Below are 15,315 nucleotides of genomic sequence, written 5' to 3' on the forward strand. Positions count from 1 at the left end.
AATTCATTGAAAATTAAAGCCATAGCATCATGTATTTTTTCATTTTAGCGTTATTTTTTGTTTCCATCACCAGTCCCGCTTTCGCGGCAGAGATGCGTTATCCCGCCGGTGAAGAGCCGCTGGAGCTGCCGGCACACAGCGCGCTCAACGCCCAGCTGTCGCGATCCGCGCAAAACCAGGAAGATAAAAAGCTGGGCGCCATGTCGCTGTACCTGACGCTGATGCGCGAAGACGGCCGCAACGTCTGGGCGCCCTACCAGCTGGCGGTGTCATCGGCGGAGAAAGGGCAAACCGAGCTGGCGGAGCGCTACCTGCAGCTGAGCGCCGACCGCGGCCTGTGGTACTACTACAACCTGCTGGAGGACGACGCCTTCAACAGCATCCAGCACTCCGCCACCTACCAATCGATCCTGGCCGCCACCAAAGCGCGCTATCTGCAGCACGCGCGCCACTATGAAGGCAAGGCCAGCTACGCGATGCCGGACGGCGAAGCGCCGCCCGAAGGCTGGCCAACGGTGATCTTCCTGCATACCTACGGCAAAGCCGCCGCCATCAGCCCCGAAGAACGGCTGCTGTTCGGCGAAATGGGCGTGGCCTACATCGAGCTCAACGGCACGCAGATGCTGTCGGAAAACAGTTTCCGCTGGTCGAATTACAGCGACGAGAGCACCCAAACCGCCATTCAGCGTACGCTGCAACAGCTGGCTCCGCAGCTAAAGCTGAATCCCCGGCGGATTTACCTCAGCGCCCGCGGCCAGGGCGCGCTGCACGCCGCCAACCTGATCGCGAAGTACCCGCAGTTTTACGCCGGCGCGCTGCTGATCGCCCCCAACGGCGAGATCAAGCCGGCCCAGCAGTCGCTGGCGGCGCAAAAGAAAATCGTGATGGCGTATTACGATCGGCAGAATTTCAGCGAGCAGGCGCTGGCGTTGCACTTCGCCAATCTGTTCGGAGAGGATAATCAGGTAGAAACGCTGCACTTCGCCCAGGGAGAGGATGCCGCCGGCAGTTGGCAGGCGCGCTTCAAGCGGCCGTTGCAGTGGGTGTTGGGTAAGGCGCCGGATGCGACGCCGGGCGCCTAGGGGTTCAGGGCCGACAGGCGTCGGCCCTTTGGCGGTCAATGGCCGTCGACGAAGACGATCTTCAGCACGAACAGCAGCGCCACCACCACCACGCACGGGCTGATTTCACGCCAGCGGCCGGTGCCGAGCTTCATCACGCAGTAGGAGATAAAGCCGAGCGCGATGCCTTCGGTGATCGAGAAGCTGAACGGCATCATCACCGCGGTGACAAACGCCGGTACCGCTTCGGTTAGATCGTCCCACTTCACCCGCGCCAGGCTGGAGGTCATCAGCACGCCGACGTAGATCAGCGCGCCGGCGGCGGCGTAAGCCGGCACCATGCCCGCCAGCGGCGACAGGAAGATCACCAGCAGGAACAGCAGGCCGGTGACCACCGCCGTCAAACCGGTGCGGCCGCCGACGGCGACGCCGGACGAACTTTCGATGTAAGCGGTCACGGAAGAGGTGCCCGCCAGCGAACCGGCCACCGAGCTGATGCTGTCGACGTACAGCGCCTGCTTCATGCGCGGGAACTTGCCCTGGTTGTCGGTCAGGCCGGCTTTATCGGTGACGCCGATCAAGGTGCCCGAAGAGTCAAACAGGTTCACCAGCATAAACGAGAAGATGATCCCGGCCAGCCCGATGTTCAGCGCGCCGGCCACGTCGACCTGGCCCACCACCGAGGTGATGCTCGGCGGCAGGGAGAACAGGCCGCCGTATTTCACGTCGCCCAGCATCCAGCCGATCAGGGTGGTGACCACGATCGACACCAGCACCGCCGCGTGGAAGTTACGTGAAGAGAGCACGGCGATGATGAAGAAGCCGAGCGCGCCCAGCAGCACATTGTGCGAGGTCAGGCTGCCGATGGTCACCAGCGTGTCCGGGTTGGCCACCACGATGCCAGCGTTTTTCAGCCCCATCATGCCGATGAACAGGCCGATGCCGCTGGTGATGCCGACCCGCAGGCTGACCGGAATGTTGGCGATCATCCAGTAGCGGATGCGGAAAATGGTCAGCAGCAGCAGGCCGACCGCTCCCCAGAAGATGGCGCCCATGCCCACCTGCCAGGAGATGCCCATCGCCCCGACCACCACGAAGGCGAAGAAGGCGTTCAGGCCCATCGCCGGCGCCAGCGCCACCGGCAGGTTCGCCAGCAGGCCCATAAAGATGCTGCCGAAAGCGGCGATCAAACAGGTGGTGACAAATACCGCCTGGGTATCCATGCCCGCCGCGCCCAAAATTTGCGGGTTAACGAACACGATATACACCATGGTAAGGAAGGTGGTGATACCGGCAATCGTTTCCGTACGCGCCGTCGTGCCATGTTGCTTGAGTTTAAACACGCGCCCAAGCAAGCCTTGCTCAGCGTCAAGGCCAGATACTGGTTTGGTCATTATCAGAATTCCGAAAATGGGAATGGACAGTCGCCGGCTATCCTATAACAAAAAGTGGGGCTTTTGACGCCGGTCACAGGTTTTTTTCGCCGTCTTTACGGCTAAACGCGTCAACGGCTTGTATTTACAGGCTTTCATCCCGCGTTGCCGTCCGCTGCGTTGCCGTTTACCGACACGGCCGATAAAATGACCTATCGCATCTCTTACCCTACCCGCGAAAAACAGGAATCCGCATGTCTTCAACCTTTATCGATAAGCTCGCGTTGATCGCGCTGAAAGATGACAAAGTGGCGCTGGTGCGTTCACACAATAAGACGCTGTTTTATATGCCGGGCGGAAAGCGCGAAGCGGGCGAAACCGACGAACAGGCGCTGTGCCGCGAAATCGACGAAGAGCTGACCGTCGCGCTGCAGCCGAGCTCCATCGCGTTTTACGGCGAGTTCGCCGGCCCGGCGGACGGCAAGCAGGACGGCACCCAGGTGCGCATTCGCTGCTATCAGGCCGACGTTACCGGGCAGCTGCAGCCGGCCGCCGAAATCGCCGAGCTGAGGTGGTGCGACAGCCGCGATTTACCGCACTGCTCACACGTCGCCGCGCTGATTTTGCACGATCTCAAGGCGCGTAACCTGATCAAGTGATCGCTGAGCGGCCTCCGCGCCGTTAAACCGAAGGAACCTGTCCCGCATGAATCAGATTGACTGCATTTTGTTCGACTGCGACGGCACGCTGGTGGACAGCGAAGTGCTGTGCAGCAAAGCCTATGTGCACATGTTCGCCCGCTACGGCATTCATCTGTCGCTGGAAGAGGTGTTCAAGAAATACAAAGGGGTGAAGCTGTACGAGATCATCGATCGGGTCAACGCCGAGCAGGGCACTGACCTGGCAAAAGAGGCGCTGGAGCCGCTGTATCGCCAGGAAGTGGCGCGGCTGTTCGACAGCGAACTGCAACAGATTGCCGGCGCCCGCGAGCTGCTGGCGCAGGTGACGGTGCCTGTCTGCACCGTCTCCAACGGACCGGTCAGCAAGATGCAGCACTCGCTCGGCCTGACCGGCATGCTGCCTTATTTTGATGACCGGTTGTTCAGCGGCTATGACATTCAGCGCTGGAAGCCGGATCCGGCGATCGTGTTTCACGCCGCCGAACAGATGCAGGTGCCGGTAACGCGCTGCATCCTGGTGGATGACTCGCCTGCCGGCGCGCAGGCTGGTATAGCCGCCGGCATCCCGGTCTTTTACTTCTGCGCCGATCCGCATAACCCGCCGATCGACCACCCGCTGGTGACGACGTTTAACGACCTGGCCCAGCTGCCCGCGCTGTGGCGCGAACGCGGCTGGCGGCTGACGGCCGATTAACTGGCCGGCAACGGCGGCTTGTTGCGCCACCAGCGCCACGACCGCTTCAGCGCGCGGGTTTGCGCGCCGAAGCGGCGGTTGACCGCGTTGGCCAGCAGATCGAGCGCCAGGCAGAACACGAAATAGACCAGCGCCACGAACAGGAACACTTCCATCGGATAGACCATGCTGCGGTTGTTGACCTGGGTCGCCAGGAAGGTCAGTTCGCCAACGCCGACGATATAAGCCAGCGAGGTGTCTTTGATCAGGGATATCCACTGGTTGATGAACGACGGCACCATCATGCGCAGCGCCTGCGGCAGCACGATCATGCGCAGCGTCTGCCAGCGGGTCAGCCCCAGGGAAAGCCCGGCCTGCCACTGGCCGGGGCCGATCGCGGCGATGCCGGCCTTCACCGCATGGGCCAGATAGGCCGAAGCGATCAGCGCCAGCGCGCACACCACGGTGGTGATTTCCGGGATCTCGACGCCAAACACCATCGGCAGCAGGAAATAGGTCCAGAAGATCAGCATGATGACCGGTATGGCGCGGAAAAAGCCCAGCACCGCCGCCAGCAATCCGGCAGCGACGCCGCGCGACATCGCCAACGCCACGCCGAGCAAGGTGCCGAGCGCCGCCGAGGTGACGCCGGCCATCAGGCTGATCGCCAACGTCAGCGCCGCGCCGCCTAATGGACCATCCGGCCAGGTGCCCCACAGCAGGTAGCCCAGGTTATCGTGAATTACGCTGAAATCCATCTCAATGCCCTCCCAGCGGTTTACGCTGTTGGCGCCACATGCCCCAGCCTTCCAGCAGCGCGATGATGGCGATATACAGCACCGTCGCCACGCCGAACGCCTGGAAGGTGCGCAGGGTTTCGGTTTCGACCTGACGCGAGGCGTAAGAGAGTTCGGCCACGCCGATCGCCATGGTCAGCGACGAGTTTTTGATCACGTTCATGTATTGCCCCAGCAGCGGCGGCAGCGCGATTTTCAACGCCTGCGGCAGCACCACATAGCGCATCGCCTGCCAGCCGGTCAGCCCCAGCGCCTGAGCGGCATATTTCTGCCCGCCGGCGACGCCGCGAATGCCGGAACGGATCTCTTCGGCGATAAAGGCGGTGGAGTAGAGCGTCAGGCCGAAGAAACCGGCGAGAAACTCGAACGACGGCCATTCCAGCGGGCCGACCTGATGTGAGCTGTTCAGCCACTGCATGGCGGCGGACGGCAGGATCTGCCCGGCGGCGAAGTACCAGAAGAACAGCTGCACCAGCAGCGGCGTATTGCGAAACAGCGAGCTGTAGCCCATCGCCAGCCAGCGCAACGGCCGCAGGCTGCTGTCGCGCATCGCCGCCAGCACGAAGCCCAGCAGCGTGGCCGCCAGGCCCGCGCAGGCGGAAAGCCACAGCGTCAGCAGAAAACCGTGCCACAGCCAGCTCAGGTATTGCGGCGCCAGCAGCCAGTCCAGGTTCATGTTCAATCCTTGTCTTGCAGAATGCATCAGGGGCGCAGCAAGCTGCGCCCCTCCGTGCCGATCTCACCGCGAGCGGTTAAATCAGGCTTTCGGTTGCTGATCCAAAGGCGCGATTTTGAAATCGCCGCGCGGTTGGGCGGATTGGGTTTCCGGCCCGAACCAGCGATCGTAAATCTTAACCGCTTCGCCGTCTTTTTCCAGCTTGATCAGCGTCTCGTTCACCGCGGCGGTCAGGCGATCTTCGCCCTTGGGAATGCCGACGCCCTGATACTCTTTGGTCAGGCTGAACGGCGAAATTTCAAACTCCGCCTTCTGCGCCGCCGGCAGGTTGCCGAGCAGGCCAACCAGCTTGGCGTCGTCCTGGGTGATCGCCTGCACGTTGCCGTTGCGCAGCGCCACAAACGCCAGCGGGGTGTCATCGTAGGAGATCACTTTCGCCGTCGGGAAACGCTCGCGCAGAGTGATTTCCTGCACCGTGCCCTTGTCCGCGCCGATGCGCAGCTTTTTGATGTCTTCCGGGGTTTTCAGCACGCCTTTGCGGGCGATGAATTTCTGGCCGGTGGCGAAGTACGGCACGCTGAAGTTCACTTCCTTGACGCGCTCGTCGGTAATGGTGAAGTTGGCGGCAATCAGGTCAACCTTCTTCGACACCAGCAGCGGAATGCGGTTGGCCGGGTTGGTGGCGCGCAGCTCCACTTTTACCCCCAGCGCTTTGCCGATCGCATCGGCGACGTCCACATCGTAGCCCACCAGCTTCTTGCTCTGCGGATCGATGTAGCCGAACGGCGGGTTGCTGTCGAACACCGCGATACGCACCACGCCGGCTTGCTTGATATCGTCAAGTTTGTCCGCGTGCGCGGCGCCGGCGGCGAGGCCGGTCAGACTGGCTAACAACGTTAAGGCCAAAGCGCGATGTTTCATAGAGAGCTCCTAAGTGGTTGATGTCCTGCTGGCGGATAAGCTAGCAAGCGCCACATAGGTCAGGAAATAATATAAAAAGCTATATTTATAACCTTTTTATCTTTAAGAACTTAAGATGGAATAAAGGCGCGGGAAACCGCGCCTTTGAAGGATATTACCCGGAAAGGGTCAGTCGGCTTTGTCGTCTTTACCGCCCGGGGAGAGCAGCTTTTCCAGGGCGTCGCCGCCCAAATGACGGAAATCCTGTCCTTTGACGAAATAGAAGATAAATTCGCAGATGTTCTGGCAGCGGTCGCCGATGCGCTCGATAGAACGGGCGCAGAACAGCGCGGTCAGCACGCTCGGAATGGTGCGTGAGTCTTCCATCATATAGGTCATCAGCTGACGCACGATGCCTTCGTATTCCTGGTCGACCTTTTTATCTTCGCGGTAAATACGGATCGCCTCGTCCAGATCCATGCGCGCGAAGGCGTCCAGCACGTCGTGCAGCATTTGCACGGTGTGGCGCCCCAGCGATTCCAGGCTGACCAGAAGCGGCTGGTGCTGGTGCGAGAACTTCTCCAGCGCGGTGCGGCAGATTTTGTCCGCCACGTCGCCGATGCGCTCCAGCTCGGAAATGGTTTTGATGATCGCCATCACCAGGCGCAGATCGCTGGCGGTCGGCTGGCGCTTGGCGATGATGCGCACGCAGGCTTCGTCGATCGCCACTTCCATCATGTTGACCTTGGCGTCGCCTTCGATAACTCGCTTGGCCAGCTCGCCATCCTGATTGTGCATCGCGGTGATGGCATCGGTCAGCTGCTGCTCCACCAGCCCGCCCATGGTCAGCACCTGGGTGCGGATATGCTCAAGCTCTGCGTTGAACTGGCCGGAAATGTGTTTGTTTAAATTCAGGTTATCCATGATGCTTCCTATCAACCATAACGGCCAGTGATGTAGTCTTCAGTCTGCTTTTTCTGCGGCGCAGTGAACAGGTTATCAGTATCACTGAACTCGATCAGCTCGCCCAGGTACATAAATGCGGTGGAGTCGGAGCAGCGCGCCGCCTGCTGCATATTGTGGGTTACGATCACCACGGTGTAATCGGCCTTCAGCTCGCTGATCAGCTCTTCAATCTTGCCGGTGGAGATCGGATCCAGCGCCGAGCAAGGCTCATCCAGCAACAGCACTTCCGGACGAATGGCGATGCCGCGGGCGATGCACAGGCGCTGCTGCTGGCCGCCGGAAAGGCTGTAGCCGCTCTGGTGCAGCTTGTCCTTGGTTTCGTTCCACAGCGCCGCCTTGGTCAGCGCCCACTGCACGCGCTCGTCCATATCGGCGCGCGACAGCTTTTCAAACAGGCGAACGCCGAAGGCGATGTTGTCGTAAATCGACATCGGGAACGGCGTCGGCTTCTGGAACACCATGCCGACCTTGGCGCGCAGCAGCGCGATATCCGAGTTGTCGGTCAGGATGTTCTGGCCGTCCAGCAGGATGCCGCCTTCCGCACGCTGTTCCGGGTACAGCTGGTACATCTTGTTGAAGGTGCGCAGCAGGGTGGATTTGCCGCAGCCGGACGGGCCGATAAACGCGGTGACCTTGTTCTTGGCGATATCCAGCGTGATGTTCTTCAGCGCATGGAATTTGCCGTAGTAGAAGTTCAGATCGCGTACCTGAATTTTGCTGCTGGAAGCGTCAGTAACCATACTCATCAAGACTTCTCTCTTTTCATCAGCGCCGCCAGAGCGGCGCTCAAAATTTTATGAATGCTTTTTCTTGGCGAAAATCACGCGCGCCAGGATATTCAGTAACAGTACGCACAGGGTGATCAACAGCACCCCGGCCCAGGCCAGCTGTTGCCATTCGGCGAACGGGCTCATGGCGAATTTGAAGATGGTCACCGGCAGGTTGGCGATCGGCTGCATCAGGTCGGTGCTCCAGAACTGGTTCGACAGCGAGGTGAACAGCAGCGGCGCCGTTTCCCCCGCGATGCGCGCAATCGCCAGCAGCACGCCGGTGATGATGCCGGACACCGACGCCTTCAGCGTGATGGCGGAAATCATGCGCCATTTCGGCGTGCCCAGCGCATAAGCGGCCTCGCGCAGCGTATCCGGCACCAGCTTCAGCATGTTCTCGGTGGTGCGAATGACGATCGGCACCTGCAGCAGCGCCAGCGCGACGATGCCGGCCCAGCCGGAAAAGTGTTCCATCTTCGCCACCACGATGGTGTAAACGAACAGGCCCACCACGATCGACGGTGCGGACAGCAGGATGTCGTTGATAAAGCGGATCACTTCCGCCAGCCAGGATTTACGGCCGTATTCCGCCAGGTAGATGCCGGCCATGATGCCCAGCGGCGTGCCGAAGATGGTCGCCCACAGGATCAACAGGCCGCTGCCGGCGATGGCGTTGGCCAGACCGCCGCCCGCGGTGTTCGGCGGCGGGGTCATTTCAGTGAACAGCGCCAGCGACATGCCGTCGAAGCCTTTGGTCACGGTGGCGATCAGGATCCAGATCAGCCAGAACAGCCCGAACACCATGGTCGCCATCGACAGGAACAGCGCGAGACGGTTTTTCTGCCGGCGCCAGGCCTGCATTTTGCGGCGGCTTTCCGCCAGAACGACTGCGTTTTGCATATCCATCGTCGCCATGTTAACGCCCCTCATTCTTGGCCAGACGCATGATCATCAGTTTCGACAGCGCCAGCACGATAAAGGTGATAACAAACAGAATCAGGCCCAGCTCCATCAACGCGGCGGTGTGCACGCCGGACTCGGCTTCGGCGAATTCGTTGGCCAGCGCCGAGGTGATGCTGTTGCCCGGCATGTACAGCGAAGCGCTGTCGAGCTGGTAGGTGTTGCCGATGATAAAGGTCACCGCCATGGTTTCCCCCAGCGCACGGCCCAGGCCCAACATCACGCCGCCGATGACGCCGTTTTTGGTGAACGGCAGCACGATGCGCCAGATGACTTCCCAGGTGGTGCAGCCGATGCCGTAGGCCGACTCTTTCATCATCACCGGGGTCTGTTCGAACACGTCGCGCATGACTGCCGCGATGTAAGGAATGATCATGATCGCCAGGATCACCCCGGCGGCCAGAATGCCGATGCCGAAGGCCGGGCCGGAGAACAGCTCGCCGACGATCGGAATGCCCGACAGCACTTCGCCGACCGGCGTCTGGAAGTATTCGGCGAACAGCGGCGCGAACACGAACAGGCCCCACATGCCGTAAACGATGCTGGGGATGGCCGCCAACAGCTCAATGGCGATGCCCAGCGGCCGCTTCAGCCAGTTCGGCGCCAGCTCGGTCAGAAACAGCGCGATGCCGAAGCTCACCGGCACGGCGATGATCAGCGCGATAAGCGAGGTGACCACGGTGCCGTAGATCGGCACCAGCGCGCCGAACTGCTCCGCCGGCGCGTCCCACTCTTTGGTCCACAGGAAGGCGAAGCCGAATTTCTGCATGCTTGGCCAGGAGGCGAAGATCAGCGAAACAATGATGCCGCCCAGCAACAATAGGGTAATCAGCGCAGCCAGTCTCACCAGCGCGCTGAAAATGATGTCACCGTTTTTGCCCGGTGCTTTGATGGTCGGCTTGTACTCAGCCATAGATTACTCTCTGTTTGAACCCTGGCAGCCCCAACCGGGATCGGAGCCTGAAGAACTGTGTGGGGCGCGGCGAACCCGCGCCCCTGCGTTGTTAGTACAGCGCTTTGCCTGAACTGTCTTTTACGTTGGTTTTCCAGGCCGCGCGCACCTGCTCAACCACTTCTGCCGGCAGGGTGGCGTAATCCAGCTCGTTAGCCTGCTTGGCACCGGTTTTGTAAGCCCAGTCAAAGAACTTCAGCACTTCGGCGCCCTGAGCAGGGTTTTTCTGCTCTTTGTGCACCAGGATGAAGGTGGTGGATGTAATCGGCCACACGTTGTCGCCTTTCTGGTCAGTCAGATCCTGAGCGAAGGTCTTGCTCCAATCCACGCCCTTGGCCGCGTTGCTGAAGCTCTCTTCGGTCGGGCTGACCGGTTTACCGTCGGCGGATACCAGCTTGGTGTAAGCCAGGTTGTTCTGCTTGGCGTAAGCGTATTCTACGTAGCCGATAGAGCCAGGCAGACGCTGAACGAAGGCGGCGATGCCGTCGTTGCCTTTACCGCCCAGACCGGTCGGCCAGTTAACGGTAGAACCGGCGCCGATCTTCTCTTTCCACTGCGCATTGGCCTTGGACAGGTAGCTGGTGAACACGAACGAGGTGCCGGAACCGTCGGCGCGGCGCACCACGGCGATGTTCTGGTCAGGCAGTTTCACGCCTGGGTTCAGCTTGGTGATTGCCGGGTCGTTCCATTTTTTGACGTTGCCCAGGTAGATATCGCCCAGGGTTTTGCCGTCCAGCGTCAGTTCGCCGGATTTGATGCCCGGGATATTCACGGCCAGCACCACGCCGCCGATCACGGTCGGGAACTGGAACAGGCCGTCGGCCGCCAGTTTGTCGTCAGACAGCGGGGCGTCGGAGGCGCCAAAGTCAACGGTGTTGGCCACGATTTGCTTCACGCCGCCAGAGGAGCCGATGCCCTGATAGTTAACTTTGTTGCCGGTTTCTTTCTGATAAGAATCTGCCCACTTGGCGTAAACCGGAGCGGGGAATGTCGCACCTGCACCGGTCAGGCTGGCAGCAGCGAACGCGGACACGGTGGTCAGGGAGAAGGTCGCTGCCACAATACTGGCGACGGTGGTACGCATCAGTTTCATAATCCCTCCTAATGGGATATTTAAAATCGACTTCGAGTCGTTTTAATCAGAGTAAGTATTGCTGCAGGAGGGAAAATAGGACAGTTTGGTGACAGAAAAATGTACGCAATATGACAGTTATATTACAGTGCGCCAGAGAGGCGTTTGTTTCTTTAAAAATCAATTAATTAGTCAAAAAACAGCGCAATTGACGTGCAATAAAAAAACGGTTTGGCGCGGCCTATCCGCTTGAATATGACAATGTTTATCGCCGAATCGGTCGCGCTGTCATCTTTAAGGCCGCTCATGAAAAAAGCCGGCGCAAAGGCCGGCTTTTGCAGTTTACCTGCGGCAGATTACTCTACGGTGACAGACTTCGCCAGGTTGCGCGGCTGGTCAACGTCGGTGCCTTTGATCAGCGCCACGTGGTAAGACAGCAGCTGCAACGGCACGGTGTAGAAGATCGGCGCCACGATTTCCTCGACGTGCGGCAGAGGAATGATGGTCATGCCTTCGCTGCTGACGAAGCCGGCGTCCTGATCGGCGAACACGTACAGCTGGCCGCCGCGCGCGCGCACTTCTTCAATGTTGGACTTCAGCTTTTCCAGCAGTTCGTTGTTCGGCGCCACCACGATCACCGGCATATCGGCGTCGATCAGCGCCAGCGGGCCGTGTTTCAGCTCACCCGCCGCATAGGCTTCGGCGTGAATATAGGAGATCTCTTTCAGCTTCAGCGCCCCTTCCATGGCGATTGGATACTGATCGCCGCGGCCGAGGAACAGCGCATGGTGCTTGTCGGAGAACCCTTCCGCCAGCGCTTCGATCTCTTTATCCATCGACAGCATCTGCTCGATACGCGCCGGCAGCGCCTGCAGGCCATGCACGATCTCTTGCTCCACGCTTTCCGCCATGCCTTTCAGGCGGCCCAGACGCGCCACCAGCATCAACAGCACGGTGAGCTGCGTGGTGAAGGCCTTGGTCGAGGCCACGCCGATTTCCGTGCCCGCTTTGGTCATCAACGCCAGATCCGATTCGCGCACCAGCGAAGAGCCGGCCACGTTACAAACGGCCAGCGAACCGAGATAACCCAGCTCTTTGGACAAGCGCAGCGCCGCTAACGTATCGGCAGTTTCGCCGGACTGCGACAGGGTGATGATCAGGCTGCCCGGACGCACCGCCGATTTGCGGTAACGGAATTCGGACGCGATCTCGACGTCGCACGGCACGCCGGCCAACGCTTCAAACCAGTAGCGCGCCACCATACCGGAGTGGTAAGAAGTCCCGCAGGCGATGATCTGCACGTGCTGCACCTTGGCCAGCAGCTCGTCGGCGCGCGGGCCCAGCTCGCTCAGGTTGATTTGGCCATGGCTGAAACGCCCTTCCAGGGTGTTTTTCAGCGCCAGTGGCTGTTCGTAGATCTCTTTTTGCATGTAGTGACGGTAAGCGCCCTTATCGCCGGCGTCATACTGCACCTGGGATTCGATCTCAGGGCGCTCGATGGCGTTGCCCTGCTTGTCGAAGATGTTGACGGTGCGGCGAGTCACTTCCACCACGTCGCCTTCTTCCAGGAAGATGAAGCGGCGGGTGACCGGCAGCAGCGCCAGCTGATCGGAAGCGATGAAGTTTTCCCCGACGCCGCGGCCGATAACCAGCGGGCTGCCGGAGCGCGCCGCGACCAGTACGCTCGGATCGCGGCTGTCCATCACCACGGTGCCGTAAGCGCCGCGCAGCTGTGGGATCACGCGCTGAACCACTTCCAGCAACGTGCCGCCCTGTTGTTGTTCCCAGTGCACCAGGTGCGCGATCACTTCGGTGTCGGTTTCGGAGCTGAAGCGGTAACCGCGTTCGATCAGCAGTTCGCGCAGCGGTTCGTGGTTTTCGATGATGCCGTTATGCACCACGGTAATGTAGTCGGAAACATGCGGGTGCGCGTTCGCTTCGGTCGGTTCACCGTGCGTTGCCCAGCGGGTGTGAGCGATGCCGGTACCGCCGTGCAGATCGGTCTGCTCCGCCGCTTCGGCCAGTTTTTGCACCTTGCCTACGCGACGCAGGCGACTGACGTTGCCTTTTTCGTCGACCACCGCCAGACCGGCGGAGTCGTAACCGCGGTACTCGAGACGGCGTAAACCTTCCAACAGGATTTCTGCGATATCACGTTGCGCTACTGCGCCTACAATTCCACACATCAGTTGTATTCCTAATGAACGCCCTTCATGGGCGCTTTCGATGTCTTGACCTGATTTTTGCCGGTTTTACCGTGCGTCCCCGAGCCTGTAGATGGTGGGGGTTATTATGTTTTGTATTGGGCTCTGAACGGAGCCCAACGCAAAACACACTATGATTTCTTCTTCACCGGGCGTTGCCAGCCCTGAATGTGCACCTGCTTGACGCGGCTCAGCACCAGTTCGTTCTCGGCGATATCGCGCGTCACCGTGGTGCCGGCGGCGATGGTGGAGCCTTTGCCGACCGACACCGGCGCCACCAGCTGAGTATCGGAACCGACGAACACGCCGTCGCCGATCAGCGTCTTGTGCTTGTTGGCGCCATCGTAGTTGCAGGTGATGGTGCCGGCGCCAATATTCACGTCATCGCCGATTTCGGCATCGCCCAGGTAGCTGAGGTGACCGGCCTTGGAGCCTTTGCCCAAACGCGCCTTTTTCATTTCCACGAAGTTGCCGACGTGGGCCCCTGCCGCCAGCTCCGCGCCAGGGCGCAGGCGGGCGAACGGCCCCACGGTGCAGTCGGCTTCCAGCACGCTGTCTTCCAGCACGCTGTAAGGGCTGATCTCGCAGTCATCGCCGATCACGCAGTTTTTCAGCACGCAGCCGGCGCCGATTTTCACCCGGTCGCCCAGCTTGACGTGACCTTCGATAATCACATTCGCATCAATAGTGATGTCGCGGCCGTGAACAAGTTCCCCGCGCAGGTCAAAACGCGCCGGATCCAGCAGCATCACGCCGGCCAACAGCAGCTTTTCAGACTGTTCCGACTGGAAGACGCGCTCCAGGGTCGCCAGCTGCAGGCGGTTGTTCACGCCTTCCACTTCACTCAGGCGCGACGGGTGCACGGTTTCGATTTTCTTGCCGTCGGCATGGGCCAACGCAATGATATCGGTGATGTAAAACTCGCCCTGTGCGTTGTCGTTATTCAACATCCCCAGCCAGCGCTTCAGATCGCACCCGTTCGCCACCAGGATGCCGGTATTGATCTCGTTGATCTGGCGCTGCGCCTCGTTGGCATCCTTGTGTTCGACGATGCCCACCACGTTGCCCTGCTCGCGCACGATGCGGCCGTAGCCGCTCGGATCGTCCAGCTTGACCGTCAGCAGACCGATACCGCCCTGCGGTTTGGCCGCCAGCAGGCGTTGCAGCGTATCCACGGAGATCAACGGCACGTCGCCGTACAGCATCAGCACGTCTTCATCGTCGGCAAAGTGCGGCGCGGCCTGCTGCATTGCATGGCCGGTACCCAATTGCTCGGCCTGCAGCACCCAGTTCAGCGCGCCGTCAGTCAACGTGCTTTTCAGCAGATCGCCGCCGTGGCCGTATACCAGGTGAACATGTTGCGCGCCCAGTTTCATCGCGGCATCAATGACGTGTTGCACCATCGGCTTACCGGCCAACGGATGTAAAACCTTGGGAAGATCGGAATACATGCGTGTTCCCTTGCCCGCGGCGAGGATAACCACGCTCATTGCGCTGTTCGACATAAGCAACCTGATAACTCCATTTTGATAGACGAAAGTAAAACCGTTTAGCGACAATATTACTACATATTTCTCATCACGAACCCGGCGCAGGCCGCGTGGGCCTTGGCCTGCCGCTATCGTGGCCAATTCGGCGCCGGGACGAAAAAACTGTCGGCGATCGGCGACGTTTATTTCCCGATATCAGGGGTTATACACCACACCGCCCGCCGGGCTGAAATGCTTATTTTAAAGTAAAAAAAAAGCGACCCTATAGGCCGCTTTCTTAAAGTTGGGTGCTTTGCACCCAAACATTACATCGCTTTTCTGGTGAGCTCGATAACGCGCAGTTTCGCGATCGCTTTCGCCAGTTCAGCGGATGCCTGAGCATAGTCGACATCGCCATGAGAGCTGCGAATGTGTTCTTCAGCTTTACGCTTAGCTTCCAACGCTCTCGCTTCGTCGAGGTCAGTACCACGGATAGCAGTGTCCGCCAGCACGGTAACCACGCTCGGCTGCACCTCGAGGATGCCGCCGGACAGGTAGATGAACTCTTCTTCACCGTGCTGCTTAACAATACGCACCATGCCAGGCTTGATGGCAGTCAGCAGCGGCGCATGGCCAGGGAAGATCCCCAGTTCACCTTCGCTGCCTGTCACCTGGATCTTCTGCACCAGGCCGGAAAACATCTGTTTTTCCGCGCTGACTACATCCAGATGGTAAGTCATAGCCATATCACCCTCCTCTCAA

Annotated in this window: 15 protein-coding genes; 3 read left to right on the plus strand and 12 right to left on the minus strand. The window is 59.9% G+C overall.

Going from position 1 to position 15,315, the window contains the following annotated elements:
• Nucleotides 1-29 precede the first annotated feature (29 nt).
• On the plus strand, nucleotides 30-1,082 hold the full coding sequence (locus tag ACJ8IM_RS16805; RefSeq protein WP_033649559.1) for a hypothetical protein: 1,053 nt from the start codon (nucleotides 30-32) through the stop codon (nucleotides 1,080-1,082).
• A 35-nt stretch (nucleotides 1,083-1,117) separates the two neighbouring features.
• On the opposite strand, the gene ACJ8IM_RS16810 is transcribed toward ACJ8IM_RS16805, so the two are convergent.
• Nucleotides 1,118-2,455 carry an NCS2 family permease gene (locus ACJ8IM_RS16810; protein WP_033636524.1) on the minus strand — a complete coding sequence of 446 codons (1,338 nt, stop codon included), beginning with the start codon at nucleotides 2,453-2,455 and terminating at the stop codon, nucleotides 1,118-1,120.
• A gap of 233 nt (nucleotides 2,456-2,688) precedes the next feature.
• Between ACJ8IM_RS16810 and ACJ8IM_RS16815 the strand changes: the two genes are divergently transcribed.
• Nucleotides 2,689-3,093, plus strand: coding sequence for an NUDIX hydrolase (locus ACJ8IM_RS16815; RefSeq protein ID WP_033653947.1), 405 nt, complete (start codon nucleotides 2,689-2,691; stop codon nucleotides 3,091-3,093).
• Nucleotides 3,094-3,139: 46 nt separating this feature from the next.
• Nucleotides 3,140-3,808, plus strand: a complete 669-nt coding sequence (yieH, locus tag ACJ8IM_RS16820) for a 6-phosphogluconate phosphatase (protein WP_060431119.1) — start codon at nucleotides 3,140-3,142, stop codon at nucleotides 3,806-3,808.
• On the opposite strand, the gene ACJ8IM_RS16825 is transcribed toward yieH, so the two are convergent.
• The 11 genes from ACJ8IM_RS16825 to ACJ8IM_RS16875 form a co-directional block, all read right to left on the minus strand.
• Nucleotides 3,805-4,545 carry an amino acid ABC transporter permease gene (locus ACJ8IM_RS16825; protein WP_101455709.1) on the minus strand — a complete coding sequence of 247 codons (741 nt, stop codon included), beginning with the start codon at nucleotides 4,543-4,545 and terminating at the stop codon, nucleotides 3,805-3,807. The two genes, yieH and ACJ8IM_RS16825, sit on opposite strands and share 4 nt — an antisense overlap.
• A gap of 1 nt (nucleotide 4,546) precedes the next feature.
• On the minus strand, nucleotides 4,547-5,260 hold the full coding sequence (locus ACJ8IM_RS16830; protein WP_025304748.1) for an amino acid ABC transporter permease: 714 nt from the start codon (nucleotides 5,258-5,260) through the stop codon (nucleotides 4,547-4,549).
• A gap of 81 nt (nucleotides 5,261-5,341) precedes the next feature.
• On the minus strand, nucleotides 5,342-6,181 hold the full coding sequence (locus ACJ8IM_RS16835) for an ABC transporter substrate-binding protein (protein ID WP_101455708.1): 840 nt from the start codon (nucleotides 6,179-6,181) through the stop codon (nucleotides 5,342-5,344).
• A gap of 168 nt (nucleotides 6,182-6,349) precedes the next feature.
• Nucleotides 6,350-7,084 (minus strand): phosphate signaling complex protein PhoU, encoded by a 735-nt coding sequence (gene phoU / locus ACJ8IM_RS16840; protein WP_033636521.1) that lies wholly within the window; start codon nucleotides 7,082-7,084, stop codon nucleotides 6,350-6,352.
• A gap of 11 nt (nucleotides 7,085-7,095) precedes the next feature.
• Nucleotides 7,096-7,866, minus strand: coding sequence for a phosphate ABC transporter ATP-binding protein PstB (gene pstB / locus ACJ8IM_RS16845; protein ID WP_016929614.1), 771 nt, complete (start codon nucleotides 7,864-7,866; stop codon nucleotides 7,096-7,098).
• 54 nt (nucleotides 7,867-7,920) lie between these two features.
• Nucleotides 7,921-8,811, minus strand: a complete 891-nt coding sequence (gene pstA, locus ACJ8IM_RS16850) for a phosphate ABC transporter permease PstA (RefSeq protein WP_033636520.1) — start codon at nucleotides 8,809-8,811, stop codon at nucleotides 7,921-7,923.
• A 1-nt stretch (nucleotide 8,812) separates the two neighbouring features.
• The gene (pstC, locus tag ACJ8IM_RS16855; RefSeq protein ID WP_004933822.1) at nucleotides 8,813-9,769 is read right to left on the minus strand and encodes a phosphate ABC transporter permease PstC; all 957 of its coding nucleotides are present in this window, start codon (nucleotides 9,767-9,769) and stop codon (nucleotides 8,813-8,815) included.
• A gap of 91 nt (nucleotides 9,770-9,860) precedes the next feature.
• Nucleotides 9,861-10,901, minus strand: coding sequence for a phosphate ABC transporter substrate-binding protein PstS (gene pstS / locus ACJ8IM_RS16860; RefSeq protein WP_033636519.1), 1,041 nt, complete (start codon nucleotides 10,899-10,901; stop codon nucleotides 9,861-9,863).
• 335 nt (nucleotides 10,902-11,236) lie between these two features.
• Complete coding sequence (glmS, locus tag ACJ8IM_RS16865; RefSeq protein WP_033649563.1) at nucleotides 11,237-13,066, minus strand: glutamine--fructose-6-phosphate transaminase (isomerizing); 1,830 nt, start codon at nucleotides 13,064-13,066, stop codon at nucleotides 11,237-11,239.
• 149 nt (nucleotides 13,067-13,215) lie between these two features.
• A complete protein-coding gene (gene glmU, locus ACJ8IM_RS16870; protein WP_033653944.1) occupies nucleotides 13,216-14,589 on the minus strand; it encodes a bifunctional UDP-N-acetylglucosamine diphosphorylase/glucosamine-1-phosphate N-acetyltransferase GlmU in 1,374 nt (457 codons plus the stop codon).
• Nucleotides 14,590-14,879: 290 nt separating this feature from the next.
• Complete coding sequence (locus tag ACJ8IM_RS16875; RefSeq protein WP_004933814.1) at nucleotides 14,880-15,299, minus strand: F0F1 ATP synthase subunit epsilon; 420 nt, start codon at nucleotides 15,297-15,299, stop codon at nucleotides 14,880-14,882.
• Nucleotides 15,300-15,315: the final 16 nt, after the last annotated feature.

The sequence above is a fragment of the Serratia sp. CY33525 genome, from assembly GCF_052169115.1.
Taxonomy (GTDB): Bacteria; Pseudomonadota; Gammaproteobacteria; order Enterobacterales; family Enterobacteriaceae; genus Serratia; species Serratia sarumanii.